Annotated in this window: 8 protein-coding genes; 3 read left to right on the top strand and 5 right to left on the bottom strand. The window is 51.1% G+C overall.

The genetic code is table 11. The features are described from left to right. Nucleotides 1–3 precede the first annotated feature (3 nt). The 3 genes from menH to menF form a co-directional block, all read right to left on the bottom strand. A complete protein-coding gene (gene menH, locus BIY29_RS01795; protein ID WP_121573215.1) occupies nt 4–783 on the bottom strand; it encodes a 2-succinyl-6-hydroxy-2,4-cyclohexadiene-1-carboxylate synthase in 780 nt (259 codons plus the stop codon). Then, nucleotides 783–2,459, bottom strand: a complete 1,677-nt coding sequence (gene menD / locus BIY29_RS01790) for a 2-succinyl-5-enolpyruvyl-6-hydroxy-3-cyclohexene-1-carboxylic-acid synthase (RefSeq protein ID WP_121573213.1) — start codon at nt 2,457–2,459, stop codon at nt 783–785. The genes menH and menD overlap by 1 nt, the downstream gene beginning before the upstream one ends. Nucleotides 2,460–2,565: 106 nt before the next feature. Next, nucleotides 2,566–3,894 carry an isochorismate synthase MenF gene (gene menF / locus BIY29_RS01785; protein WP_121573211.1) on the bottom strand — a complete coding sequence of 443 codons (1,329 nt, stop codon included), beginning with the start codon at nt 3,892–3,894 and terminating at the stop codon, nt 2,566–2,568. 237 nt (nt 3,895–4,131) lie between these two features. Here menF and BIY29_RS01780 point away from each other — a divergent pair, with 237 nt between their 5' ends. Genes BIY29_RS01780 through rcsB form a run of 3 tightly spaced genes read left to right on the top strand, consistent with a single transcriptional unit; the run spans nt 4,132 to nt 8,765 of the window. After that, nucleotides 4,132–5,301, top strand: coding sequence for an MFS transporter (locus tag BIY29_RS01780; protein WP_121573209.1), 1,170 nt, complete (start codon nt 4,132–4,134; stop codon nt 5,299–5,301). A 16-nt stretch (nt 5,302–5,317) separates the two neighbouring features. Next, nucleotides 5,318–8,116, top strand: a complete 2,799-nt coding sequence (gene rcsD / locus BIY29_RS01775) for a phosphotransferase RcsD (RefSeq protein ID WP_121573207.1) — start codon at nt 5,318–5,320, stop codon at nt 8,114–8,116. Further along, a complete protein-coding gene (rcsB, locus tag BIY29_RS01770; protein WP_121573205.1) occupies nt 8,109–8,765 on the top strand; it encodes a response regulator transcription factor RcsB in 657 nt (218 codons plus the stop codon). The genes rcsD and rcsB overlap by 8 nt, the downstream gene beginning before the upstream one ends. Nucleotides 8,766–8,860: 95 nt before the next feature. On the opposite strand, the gene rcsC is transcribed toward rcsB, so the two are convergent. Next, nucleotides 8,861–11,722 carry a two-component system sensor histidine kinase RcsC gene (gene rcsC, locus BIY29_RS01765; RefSeq protein WP_240629912.1) on the bottom strand — a complete coding sequence of 954 codons (2,862 nt, stop codon included), beginning with the start codon at nt 11,720–11,722 and terminating at the stop codon, nt 8,861–8,863. 116 nt (nt 11,723–11,838) lie between these two features. Then, nucleotides 11,839–14,478: a DNA topoisomerase (ATP-hydrolyzing) subunit A gene (gyrA, locus tag BIY29_RS01760; protein WP_121573203.1), complete on the bottom strand. Its 2,640-nt coding sequence runs from the start codon at nt 14,476–14,478 to the stop codon at nt 11,839–11,841. Nucleotides 14,479–14,631 lie beyond the last annotated feature (153 nt).

The following is a 14,631-nucleotide window of genomic DNA, read 5'->3' as shown; positions in this document are numbered from 1 at the left end:
TGATTAATCCTTAACGGGGGACGAAATAAAAGAAAGTATCCGTGCGGCAAACTCCGCCGGATTCGCCTGATGCGCATTGTGACCGGCCTGAGCCACACTCAATAACGGCAAGTTATGCTGCTCGGCCAGCGTCTGAAATTTAGCGTCTTCGAGGCCGCACAGATAAGCAAAAGGGAAAGCCAGTTGCCGGAGTTTATCTCCCAGCCAGGGCTGCCGGCCAAGTGAGGTGGCCTCCAGCATATCCGCCACCGCCGCGCCATGATTATGGCAGCGCCGGGCAACCAGTCCGGCGCGCTGAACCGCGTTTAGATCGGCAAACACCGCCTGTTGATACCAATCGTTCAATACCTCGTCTATCGGTTCACGGCGAAAACGCCGCGCCCAGCGGGCATCATGTAATAGGCGCTCTTCACGCCATTGCGGCTGCGTCAAACCGGGGTTTCCCCCTTCCACCAGCAACCCTCTCATGCCTTTATTTTGCCCGTAACAGGCATGATACATGGCAATACGGCCACCCAGCGAGTACCCCAGCAGCCAATAATTCTCAACGCCCTGCTGTTGCAGCGCGGCGGTTAACTGCTGGCTGACCTGGGCAAAACCGCTGGACGTCACGCCGAGCGAACCGCCGTGTCCTGGCCAATCCACCAGCAGTAAAGGCCAGTCATGGAAAAAAGGCGCTATCGGTTGCCAGTCTTCACCGCTGCCTAACAGACCGTGCAAACACACCAGCCAGGGCCGTGAGGAAGAAACGCCCGCCTGGGTGATTTTCCGACAGTGCAGCATTACCACGCCGCCGCCTGCGACACTAACGCGTTCAGCGTTTGGGCGCCCTCTTTCGGCGGCACCACCACCTCCAGCAGCGTGACGCCGCCGCGATCCCAGCAACTGGCGACGGAATCGGCTATCTGCTGCCAATTGTCGGCCCGGACATAGTTAAGGCCGAACATCGCCGCCGCATGACCAAATTCTACATTTTGCGGCATACAGTAAAATGCTTCCCGCTGCTCTGCTGGCGTCGGCAGCAATGAGAAGATCTGACCGCCATTATTGTTAACTACGATCAACACCAGCGGCGCAGGCGCCTGGCGCAGCAACGCTAACGCATTAAGATCGTACAATGCGGAAAGATCGCCCACGATCCCAAGCGTAGCCTTGTTATTTCCTCGCTGAACGCCAGCCAGTGTGGATATTAGCCCGTCGATGCCGCTGGCTCCCCGGTTGCCGTACACCGGGTATTCCGCCGGTAGCTGCGCCAGCGCATCAATCAGGCGAATCACCAGACTGTTGCCGACGAACAACTGCCCTCCCGGCGGCAGCAGTTCAGGTATCCGGTGCGCCAGTTGCGCCTCACCAAAACGGTGTGCCAGATAGGTTATAACCTGCTGTTGGGTATGATGGGCGACCGCGATCAGATCGTCAGCCCAGGGAACTTGCGCCAGGGGCGGGTGCGCGGCAAGCCAGTCACTGATATCGGCAATCAGACGGCGACCACGATGATGAGCCGGATCCAGACGGCCAGGCAGCGCATCAACCAGCCAAAATTCCCGTGGCCGGCACTGTTCCTGCCATTGCAGCAGCCGTTTCCCGGTTAGAGTACCGCCAAATTGCACCACAATCTCAGCCTGTCGCAGCCGTTCGAGCGCCGCAGGAGATGCCAGCCAGACATCGGCACAGGGTAACGGCTGACCGCTTTGCGACAACACGTCACCAATCAGCGGCCAGCCAAGTGTGCTCGCCCATTGCGCAATTTGCGCCCCTTGTTGCGGGCTGACATGCCCGACAATCGCCACGCCGCGCTTTTGCCGCCATTCATCCCAGTCAGGCTGAACCACTAACCTTGTCTGTTGCATTTCACGCAGCCAGGGTTCGCGGTTTTGCCACCAGTCGCCCAGCGTCATCAGCCAGTCACGGTAAACGGCTCCATCATCATCGCCATATAACGGTTCCGCAAACGGACAATTAATGTGTAACACACCCTGAGTAAGCCGAGACATGACGCTATCCAGCGCAGAAACCAGCCAGCGGGCCGGAATATCCGGCGTAGGCCGCGGCAGATTCAGCGCCAGCATGGGGTGGGACGCATAAAGCCCATGCTGGCGAATAGCCTGATTGGCGCCACAGTCAATCAATTCGGGAGGCCGATCGGCTGTTAGCACGATCAGGCGCTCGCCGGTCAACCCTGCCTCAATGATCGCCGGATAAAGATTCGCCGCCGCCGTGCCGGATGTCACCACAATAGCCACCGGCTCATGGGCGGTTTTTGCCAACCCCAAAGCCAAATGCCCTAATCCCCGTTCGTCAAAATGGGTATGGCAAATCAGCGCGCCATGTTCGACCGCCGACAACGTCAGCGGAGTCGAACGGGAGCCGGGCGCGATACAGATATGGCGGACACCATGACGGGTCAACGCTTCAAGCAGCAACATGGCCCAGCGACGATTAAATACACTTGTTGACATTCTTCACTCAACAGCTCTAGGTGGCAGATTTTTGTAATGATGATATTTTTTCACAGTGCCGACTTTGATATAAAGCGTCGCCGGGCACAACAGACATAAAACAAAACTATGATATATCACCCTCTAACAGGGATTTTAACCCGGCAGCCTTATTTTCCAGTTCCTGCCATTCCTGTTCTGGATCAGAACCGGCCACAATTCCGGCACCGGCATACAGCTTCAAGACATTGTCGCTGATTTCAGCCGAACGCAATGCCACACAAAACTCTGACTGCTGGCGGGAGAGATAACCGGCGGAACCGGCATACCAGCCGCGATCGAACGGCTCATGCCCGGCAATGAAACGACGGGCAACAGCTCTGGGAAAACCGGCCACCGCCGCTGTGGGGTGCAAATTATTGAAACAAACGACATCTGACCTTTCCCTCAGCACCGCCTGAATGGTACGACGCAGATGCTGCACTTTGCGCAGACGAACAATTTCCGGCGGCATCACATTCAGTGATAATGCCGACTGCCGCAAGCGCTGACAAATATCTTCCACCACCAGTCTATTTTCGCACTGGTTTTTCGTATCTTTCATTAGCCAATTGGCAAGGGCTGCGGCCCTACTCTCATCTTTATCGCTCGCCACCGTGCCTGCCAGCGCCTCGGTTTCGAGCTGCGTATCCTTGCGACGATAAAGCCGCTCAGGACTGGAACCGAGAAACGCCTGCCGGGCATCATGCGCCAGCATAAAATGAAAACAATGGTGATTGGCCGCACGACTGGCCGCCATCAAGGTTGTTGCCGGCAACGGCTGTTTCAGAGTTAACGTCGTTGCTCTTGCCAGAACGACCTTTTTCAGCTCCCCGGCGGCAATATCCAGCAGCGTCTGCTGTAGCAGATTGATCCAGTTCTGGCGATCCGGCAGATGATCAACCGTTCTAATTTCGGCCTGCAAGGGTAACAGTGGACGCCCCGGCAGCAGCAAATTGACGAATGCCGACGCTTCATCCGCATCCTGCTGTAATGAGGTTTCACTGAATAAATTAATTTGCAGGCTAAGTTTATTGCCCTGCCGCCGCCACTCGACGCGAGGCAAAAAAAGATAGCTGGGAGATACGGCCGGTCCTCTCTCTCCGGGTGTCTGGTTAAAGGCATTCATCCCCCAGATCCGCACGTTGCGGCCACAACCTTGCTGCAAAAGAAACGCTTCGGCAGCCTGAATATGCTGAAAACCACACACCCGCCCACAAACCGCCGCCTCTTCACTTTCCTGACGATGCCGCCAGTAAAACTGCGGATAGACGGGTTGTGTTGCCAGCCACGGCAACAGTTCAGACGGTTCGCTGATAGTCAATGAACGTGTTATCTGTCTGAAACCAGCGCTTGCAGGCTGTGGTTGGCGCAAATCCTGCTGCATATGCCGCAACAGGTCGGAAAGCTGTTTCACCGTAACCCCGGTATCCTAACGTAAAGCACGGGATTATACGGGAAAAAAAGGCGCTGTGGGTGAGAGGTTATGCAGGATAAAGCGGATAACTCGCCGCTCATCTTTTACACAACTTGCGTTCCCTTATCTGATAATCCGGCCATCGGACGGCTTGAAGTCACGAACTCTTCGATTCAGCAACGCAATTATGGTAGAAAGAAGCCCTTATAACGTCCATTAGGTAGTGTCGTTCAGGTTATGAGTACCACACTGAATTCTGAAGAATCCGGCATAAAACAACAACAGCCAGGCAGAAAGGCGCAGGCAGCCACGCGCATCACTTTTTTTGTCGCGGGTTTTGCTATGGCCTCCTGGGCGCCGCTGGTGCCTTTTGTCAAAAATCGCCTGGCAATCAGTGACGCTTCATTAGGGATGTTGTTGCTTGCTCTTGGCATAGGTTCGTTACTGGCAATGCCGCTTACCGGATTGTTAACCAGCAAACTGGGATGCCGAACCGTGATATTACTGGCCAGCGCCTTGCTTTGTCTGGTGTTGCCTATGCTGACACAAGCAGACACGCTGCCGCTGATGGCGATCACACTGTTCTTTTTCGGCGCGACCATCGGCATGATTGACGTATCAATGAATATTCAGGCGATCACTGTTGAACAGGCCAGTGGCCGGGCAATGATGTCCGGCTTTCACGGATTTTTCAGCATTGGCGGGATAGCGGGCGCAGGTGGCGTCAGCGTTCTGCTGTGGTTGGGGTTGTCCCCCGTGGCGGCGATTCTGATTATTGTCGCCCTGTTCCTGATGCTGCTGTCTCTGGCGCAACGTCATCTGCTGCGTACCACCAATCAGGCTGAGGGCGGCCCGCTATTTGTGATCCCACGCGGCTGGGTGATGTTTATCGGTCTGCTGTGCTTCATTATGTTTCTGGCCGAGGGCGCCATACTGGACTGGAGCGCGCTGTTTTTAACCGTAGAGCGCAACCTGAACAGTGCGCAGGCAGGTATCGGCTATGCGGCGTTTTCCGTCGCGATGACGGTGGGCAGACTGAATGGCGATCGCATCGTCAATGCGCTGGGACGTTATGCCATCCTTACCGGCGGCAGCCTGTGCGCGGCATTGGGCCTGCTGTTGACCATTAGCATCGACCACGCGGCGGCGGCTATTCTGGGTTTCGTGATGGTAGGGATCGGCGCATCAAACGTGGTTCCTATCCTTTTTAGTGCAGCGGGTAATCAAAAAATCATGCCGGCGAATCTGGCTATCGCCTCTATTACTACCGTCGGTTACGCTGGTATTCTGGTTGGCCCGACGCTACTGGGCTTTATCGCGCAGGCAAGTAGCCTGGCGGTGGCATTTGGCTGCGTCGCGCTATTATTATTGCTTGTCAGCGCCAGTGCGCGTGCTGTTATCCGTTAATCAGGAGCGTTAATCAATGCCCGCAATAATAATTCGTTATTTTGCCCTGTTTATCATGCTATTGCTCCTTATAACCGGCATGCTTGGCTATAACTACCTCAGTAACTGGCTGACATATAAAAAACACGCATTAACGGATATTGCTCGGGGTGTACAAAAACGCATCGATACTTATCGTTTTTTTACTTATCAGATTTATGGCAATCTGAATGGCGATACGCCTGCCAGTGAGCCTAATATAAACTCCATTAATCTGATGCCGAATGTTTTTTACGTGGAGAAAAACGGTCAAAAAACCGATGCCCTGATATTCGGCCAACATGATAAAGCGACCTTAAATTCCGTACGCCAAATATCACGCTATCTGGACATTCTGTGGGGCGCGGAAAACGATGTCTATTCCATGTACTATCTTAACGGCATCGATAACAGTCTGACGATGATTTCAACCCAGACGCTGAAAGACATCTCATCCCAGTTTCGGGGCAGTTATATCACCGCGATTGCCGAAGCGCGCCGGACAGAAATGCTGCAACAGGCTAATGTATTAGACGAGCGTGAAAGTTTCTCCCCTATCCGTAAGCTGCGTTTTTACAACGATTATTATTTCACCCTGCGCACCACATTTAATCAGCCCGGTCATCTGGCAACCATTATTGCTTTCGATTTACCTATTGACGATTTGATCCCAGACAATATGCCGCGTGAAAACTTCATTCTGCGGCAAGACACGCCAACCGGTCTTGACACCAATAACAGTAATGAAGATATGGCCGTTGCCCAGTTGAATGGTTCATTGCTTGAGATATCTTCTCAGCTGGTCAATGCACCGGTAAAAATGGTGTTCCAGATCCCAATAAAATCGCTGGTCATTGATATGCTGCATAATAATGTCTGGCTGCTATTACTGAATCTGGCATTACTGATCCTGACCCTTTCCGGCTTTTATATTTTCCGTCACAAATATGCTCACCCTGGCGAAGATTTATCACAACGCCTGCGCAAGCAGATAAATATCTATGATGAAGCGCTTGGTCAAATTCCTCTGGGCATACTGATTTATGACTTTAGCAGCAACAAAGTTATTATGCAGAACGAGCAGGCAGAGAATTTGTTGCCACATCTCAGTCTGCAAAAAATCACTAATATGGCCGATGAGCATCAGGGCGTTGTTCAGGTCACGGTGAATAATGAGATGTATGAAATACGTCAGTTCCGCAGTCAATATTCACCGGACTATTGTCTATTTCTGCTGCGTGAACAGGATAAAGAGATTCTGGTTAATAAAAAGCTTCAGTTGGCCCAGCGTGAATATGAGAAAAATGTCCAGGCCAGGAGACATCTGTTCAGAAATCTACTCAATGAATTCAAACAGCCGCTGCTTTCTCTGCGTCAAAATATACTTTCCATTCGCCATACCGATGATATTGCCGAACAACAGCAGATCATTCAGCAACTCTTGACAGAGGCAGGCCAGTCCCTTGAATTGTTGGAGAATATCGCTTTGCAGGAAAAACTGGAAACGCAGGAATGGAAGCCTGCCAACGACAGTTTCTCCCCATTGGCAATAGTCGATAATCTATTACTGGAGCTATTGCCAAGAATTAATCAAAAAGGGCTTTGCCTGATTAATCACTACAAACTGGATATTAATCAAACCTATCTGGGCGATAGTGAACTGCTGAAAAAAATACTGTCGCTGCTGCTAAATTATGCGATTACCAATACCGACTACGGCAAGATTACGGTTTCCGTCGATCATGATAGCAATGCGCCAGAAAAACTGATTGTTCGGGTCAGCGATACCGGCGCCGATATAGCGGGAAGCGAGCAGGATAATCTTAATTACCCCTTTTTAAATCCAACAACATCCGATCGCTTCAGTCAAAATTCAGGATTGACCCTATTCCTGTGCAATAAGCTCTGCCATAAACTTGGCGGCAAGTTGAATATCCACAGTAAAACCGGGCTTGGAACACACTATATTCTGACGGTAAAACTGGAGCCGGAAGCCCTCCCGGTTGAAGAAGAGAAACTGCTGGAGGGCATCACTGTATTGCTGGATATCACGTCAGATGAAGTACGGCACATTGTCAGCCATCTGCTTACTGGCTGGGGGGCCAACTATCTGCTTGTTGATGACCGTCAGATCAATCAACAAGCAGACCTGTGCATCACGGACGATCCGCAAAGAACGGCGAACTCTTCTATATTGCTCAGTGGCGATGATACCGCGTTAATTCCTCTGGGGCCCGATCGGTTGCGGGTGAATTATAATATCAGCCAGCTATTGCTGGAAGCATTGCTTAAGTTGATTGAGCAACAGTTGGAAACGCCAGTGGATACGGCGCCGACAGGGGATAGTCACGATATCGGCTTTTACGCCGACCAACTGGCATCAAGTGATTATTATGCCCTGTTTGTTGAGACAGTACCGGATGATTTAAAGAGACTGTATACTGAGGCGCAAGAGGGCGATTTTTTGTCACTTGCACAAACGGCACATCGGCTGAAAGGCGTGTTTGCCATGTTAAACCTGCATCCCGGCAAACAACTGTGTGAGCAGCTTGAACAGCATATTACCGCGCACGACAGTGTACAGATCGAAAATAACCTCCATGAAATTGGAGGATTTGTCAGTGCATTATTGCATCCAGTAGATTTCAAGGTGCAGGAAAGCGGCAAGCGGGCGAATCCCGATGAGCTTACATCAGAAGTGATTCGGGTAAGTAAGCGCAGCCAACACACCAGCGACTTGAACGGAGAAGGGATGCAGCAAGGTAGCCAACCTATGAGTAACCTAAACGATGAGTAACCTAAACGTAATTATTGCCGACGACCATCCTATTGTCCTTTTTGGCATCAGAAAGTCGCTTGAACAAATTGAATGGGTCAATGTGGTTGGTGAATTTGAAAACTCGACAGCATTGATCAATAACCTGCCGAAACTGGACGCCAACGTTTTAATCACAGATTTGTCGATGCCGGGAGATAAATACGGCGATGGCATTACTTTAATTAAATATATTAAACGTCATTTCCCACACCTCTCGATTATTGTTCTGACCATGAACAATAACCCGGCCATTCTGAGCGCCGTGCTGGATTTGGATATTGAAGGTATTGTACTAAAACAGGGCGCACCGACCGATTTACCCAAGGCATTGGCCGCTTTGCAGAAAGGTAAAAAGTTTACGCCGGACAGCGTTTCCAAAGTGTTGGAAAAAATCAGCGCCAGCGGTTATGGCGACAAACGCCTGTCGCCGAAAGAAAGCGAAGTCTTACGCTTATTTGCCGAAGGTTTTCTGGTAACCGAAATTGCCAAGAAACTTAACCGCAGTATCAAAACCATCAGCAGCCAGAAAAAATCCGCCATGACAAAATTAGGTGTGGATAACGATATTGCGCTGCTGAACTACCTCTCTTCGGTTAACGGCAACTCAACGCAAACAGAAAAAGAGTGAGTAAAACCCCATGACAGACTCCCTCCCCTTCTCAGGGGGGGAGTGAGACAAAATCTTCAATGGGTTAGCCCCTGCCCCTTACCAGTCGAGGGCATTCAGGTTGCTGAAGCCTCTCTGGCCTGACGCACCGTATTACTGTAATCAGACAATGTCTGCTGCAAGATATCCAGCGTCACCGGTTTTGATAAACAATTATCCATACCCGACTGTAAACAGCGCTGCCTTTCTTCCGCCAGCGCATTCGCCGTAACGCCAATAACCGGGAAAGTCTGCCCTAATTCACGTAACCGTTGGGTTAATCGGTAACCATCCATATTCGGCATGTTGACGTCTGTCAGCACAATATCAATTTTATTTTTACTCAATACGCTCAATGCATCTACACCATCATTGGCCGTCATCGCCTTATATCCCAACGATCCAAGCTGATCCGCCAGCAAACGCCGGTTAATCGGATGGTCATCCACCACCAGAATCATGATGTCGCCATTCTCGATACGGCCATAATTGGTCAACGGTGTTGAGAGTGTTGAATGCGATGTGTCATTGGTATCCGAGCGGTAAATTTTCTCCAACAAATCAGGCAAATGATGTGGCGTAGAGGTGCTATGCACCCAATGTCCGTGGCGGATTTCCTGTGCTGATCCGGTATGCGAACCACTAATCAAAATATGCGCCCGCACCTCAAATGCCAGCGAAACCGTATAATCACTGATGATCACATCATCTATGGCGATCGTCTGGCGCTGATAGCGGCAAGCCTGTAAGCCGTGCGCCGATAAAAGCGCCAGCAGATAAGACTCCAACCGAGCATTGCGCACCATAAGCCAGCACCTTTTTCCCTGCAAACCGGCATTAATCGCCACCGGGACATAACGTGCTTTATAGAGGGGAAGCCTGATACCAAACAGACTGCCCAACCCAGGATCTGATTCAATGGTGATATCGCCATCCATTAAGTTGACCAATTTTTCACAGATGGCCAGCCCAAGCCCCGTGCCCTGGAAATGACGCTGAACGCCGCTCCCCGCCTGAAAGAACGGATCAAACAGTTTCACGGTTTCGCGGGACGGGATCCCCACCCCGGTATCACGCACCTGGAATTCCAGGTAACCATCTCGACAGCCCACCTGGAAGATAATGCATCCGGTATCGGTAAATTTGATGGCATTGCTCAACAGATTAGAGAGAACCTGTTGTAAACGCACCGGATCGCCAGACAGGCTCACCGGCACATTCGGGTCAATAAAGCAGTACAACGAAAGACGTTTTTTCACCACCAGCGGTAAGTAATTACTGGTGATATGGCTGATGACCTCATGTGGGGCAAATTCACAGGATTCAATTTTCAACTGTTCAGATTCAATCTTGGAAAAATCGAGGATGTCGCTGATAATTTTCAGCAGTAACGAGGATGAATTATTCATCGCCGCAACCAGACGGTTCGCATCCCTGGGTAAGGCTTTGGTTTGTAACAAGTCCAGATTACCGATAATGCCATAGAGCGGCGTGCGCAATTCATGGCTTACCGTTGCCAGAAACATCGATTTAGACTGGCTCGCCTGTTCCGCGGCATTGGCCATTTCCTGTAGCGACTCTTCCATTTTGACACGGGCGCTGACATCCAACAGCACACAAATTGCCACGTTCTCATTACGATAACGGGAGTGTACAAAGCTGATTTGCAGGTGATGGTTTCTGCTGGTCATCACATCGACAAATTTAGATTGCTGCTCGCAGATAATGCGGGTAATACGCAGACGATCCTCATGGGTAAGCAAATTCAGGTAATTATGCGCCAACTCATTACTGAGAATATTGGTGCCGTCATTGATCCGCAAAATACAAATACCCACAGGCGCAGATGCCACAATTTTGCGATTGAACTGTTCGTTTTCTCCTAACTGGAAAGCATTGACTTCAGCAGGCAACAACATTTTCCGCTCAAAGAGCCATGCAAGCACAAACAGCAATATGGCAGACAGTGCGTTAAGCACCACCATATTAACGATCAGCGTACCAATATGGGACAGTAATACTTTTAGCGGCAGCGAATAAACGATGCTGAAAGAGGTGGGCGGCAGGTTTTTTTTCAGAATAATTTCATCATAGCCATTCACGTAACCAAAGTAATTATGGTCTGCCGGATAATTGCTCACAGAAGAGGTGTAGCGACCAGCCCCCTCAGAAAACTGCAAAACAGTCTGGTTATATTGATTGAGCAACTTTACACTTATCGGGAATTTCCCTAAGGTCACGAAATCATCAAGGCGGATTGTCTGCTCAATCCCCATAATCACTTCCAGCTTATTACCGGCATAAATTGGCGTCAGGGCATACAAATAACCGACATCCGGTATTGATGCCGGCGTAATCCAGTAAACGGTTTCATCCCGCACGACTGACTGGACGGCATTTTTTTGCTCCAGAAAGCGATCCTGAACATTTTTAAGCAGGTTATCGCGGTCAAGCGACGGGTTGCGGATACCAAAATCCACCATACACCGACGATCGCCGCCAACAAAAAAAACCCGATTAAGGTCGTATACCGCAGAAAAATTTTCACGCCAGCCATAAAAAAAATCATTTAACAACGCCAAGGGAGTATTACTTTCCCCGTAATTAACCGAACAATTTGCACCGGGATATAACGGATAAATAGATAACGCAGGATCGTCATCTGTCGGTTGACGTTGAATACCGGCAGAGTTCATCAGCCGGTTGGCGGCTAAATATTTAAGCTCACGAACAATATCGGCGGCGTGACGAATATACCCCTGAGACTGATCAAAACTCAGGTTATACTCCTGGCGCAGTTCCGACTCCTTTTCATTTAGTATCTTGCTGATATAAAAAACGGATATCAGCGCGCCGAGCACCCACAGCATCATTGCCAGCACCCGAAACAAATAACGGGAAACTTTTAAGGTTGTATGGAAAGAGGCGAGATATTTCAAGTGGATACCGTTGGACTTAAGAAAGCCGAAAAAGATGCGCAAACCTGCGTACACACTACCTATACTGCATAAAAAAAGCCAGCGCATCACACGCTGGCCTGACATTTACCCTAAGTTTATGCGTCGTCTTCCGCCACGTCATCATCGGTATCGATGTCGTCGGCAACGTCGTCGTCTTCGGCAATTTCACCGTCAACCGGCACGACACCGTCCAACTCTTCATCTTCCACCGGTTCAGCAACACGTTGCAGACCAACCACATGCTCATCCTCTGCCGTACGGATCAGCGTAACGCCCTGGGTGTTACGCCCCACAATACTGACTTCAGAAACACGGGTACGAACCAGCGTTCCCGCATCGGTGATCATCATGATCTGGTCGGCGGCATCGACCTGAACGGCGCCGACAACTTTACCATTCCGCTCGCTCACCTTAATGGAGATGACCCCTTTGGTGGCACGGGACTTGGTTGGATATTCGCTGACGGCGGTACGCTTGCCGTAGCCGTTCTGCGTAACCGTAAGAATATCCCCTTCACCGCGTGGAATGATCAGGGAAACAACACGATCTTCGCCTTGCAGATTGATGCCGCGAACTCCGGTTGCCGTTCGGCCCATAGAGCGAACCGCGCTTTCAGAGAAGCGAACCACTTTCCCTTCCGCCGAGAACAACATCACTTCATCGCTGCCGTCGGTCAGATCGACGCCAATCAGTTCATCACCGTCATTCAGATTAACAGCAATAATACCGGCACTACGCGGACGGCTGAATTCAGTCAGTGCGGTTTTCTTCACCGTGCCGCTGGCGGTTGCCATAAAGACATGGCGGCCTTCTTCGTATTCCCGCACCGGCAGGATCGCCGTAATGCGTTCATCCGGTTCAAGCGGCAACAGGTTAACGATGGGGCGACCACGCGCACCACGGCTGGCTTCCGGTAGCTGATAAACTTTCATCCAGTACAGACGGCCACGGCTGGAGAAACACAGGATCGTATCGTGGGTGTTGGCCACCAGCAGACGATCAATGAAGTCTTCTTCTTTAATACGCGCCGCTGACTTACCCCGCCCGCCACGACGCTGCGCTTCATAGTCACTCAGCGGCTGATACTTAACGTAGCCCTGGTGCGACAAGGTCACGACCACATCTTCCTGATTAATCAGATCTTCGATGTTGATGTCAGCGGTATTAACGGTGATTTCAGTACGACGTTCGTCGCTGTATTGCGCTTTGATGGCTTCCAGCTCTTCGCGGATCACTTCCATCAGACGTTCCGGGCTTTCCAGGATATAAAGCAGTTCGGCAATCTGCGCCAGCAACTCTTTATATTCATCCAGCAGCCTTTCATGCTCCAGACCGGTCAGTTTCTGCAAACGCAGATCCAGAATCGCCTGAGCCTGTTGCTCTGTCAGATAGTAACGCCCCTCGCGGATACCGAACTCCGGCTCCAGCCATTCAGGGCGTGCGGCGTCATCACCCGCACGCTCCAGCATGGCGGAAACCGTGCCCAGCGCCCATGATTGGGCAATTAATCCGGCTTTTGCTTCCGCCGGTGACTGAGCACGGCGAATCAATTCAATGATCGGATCGATATTCGCCAGCGCAATCGCCAGGCCTTCCAAAATGTGCGCACGATCGCGGGCTTTACGCAGTTCAAAAATAGTCCGGCGAGTGACCACTTCACGGCGGTGGCGCACAAACGCTGAAAGAATATCTTTTAGCGGCATGATTTTCGGCTGGCCCTGATGCAGCGCCACCATGTTGATGCCGAAAGAGGTTTGCAACTGAGTCTGGGAATAAAGGTTGTTCAGCACCACCTCACCCACCGCGTCACGTTTAATCTCAATGACGATGCGCATACCGTCTTTATCGGACTCGTCACGCAGCGCACTGATGCCTTCAATACGCTTGTCTTTCACCAGTTCGGCAATTTTTTCAATCAGGCGCGCTTTGTTCACCTGATAAGGAATTTCATGCACGATAATGGTTTCACGCCCGGTTTTGGCGTCAGTTTCCACTTCGGCGCGGGCGCGAATATAAATTTTGCCACGCCCGGTGCGGTACGCCTCTTCAATACCACGCCGGCCATTAATGATGGCGGCGGTCGGAAAGTCCGGCCCTTTAATGTGCTCCATCAACCCTTCAAGGCTGATATTTTCATCGTCGATATAGGCCAGACAACCGTTCACCACTTCCGTCAGGTTATGCGGTGGAATGTTGGTCGCCATCCCGACGGCAATACCGGAAGACCCGTTGACTAACAGGTTGGGTATGCGGGTTGGCATGACCTCAGGAATTTGCTCCGTGCCATCATAGTTCGGCACAAAATCAACCGTGTCTTTTTCCAGGTCGGCCAACAGTTCATGGGCAATTTTCGACATGCGTATTTCGGTGTAACGCATTGCCGCAGCGGAGTCGCCGTCAATTGAACCAAAGTTGCCCTGCCCGTCAACCAGCATGTAACGCAGTGAGAACGGCTGCGCCATACGCACGATGGTTTCATAAACGGCGGCGTCGCCGTGCGGGTGATATTTACCGATCACGTCCCCGACAACACGGGCTGATTTTTTATACGGTTTGTTCCAGTCGTTCCCCAATACGCTCATCGCGTACAGTACGCGACGATGTACCGGTTTTAGTCCATCACGAACATCTGGTAACGCACGCCCGACAATAACGGACATGGCATAGTCCAGATACGAGCTTTTCAGCTCTTCTTCAATGTTGACCGGTGTGATTTCTCTGGCAAGGTCGCTCATGGAGCCGCTATCCCTCTATTTATGCATCTACCCGAGTTCAAAAGGTGGAAAAGTATATCACAAAGCGCAGTTTCGGGGGAAACTCCTGCCAATCAACCAGGGATGGTCGCTTAAGCGCAAGATTAGAAAATCGATGATCGCTATAACATCGCA

It is taken from the genome of Brenneria alni, assembly GCF_003666245.1.
Lineage (GTDB): Bacteria > Pseudomonadota > Gammaproteobacteria > Enterobacterales > Enterobacteriaceae > Brenneria > Brenneria alni.
Note: the sequence above shows the minus strand (reverse complement) of the source record. Positions and strands in the feature narration are given on the sequence as shown.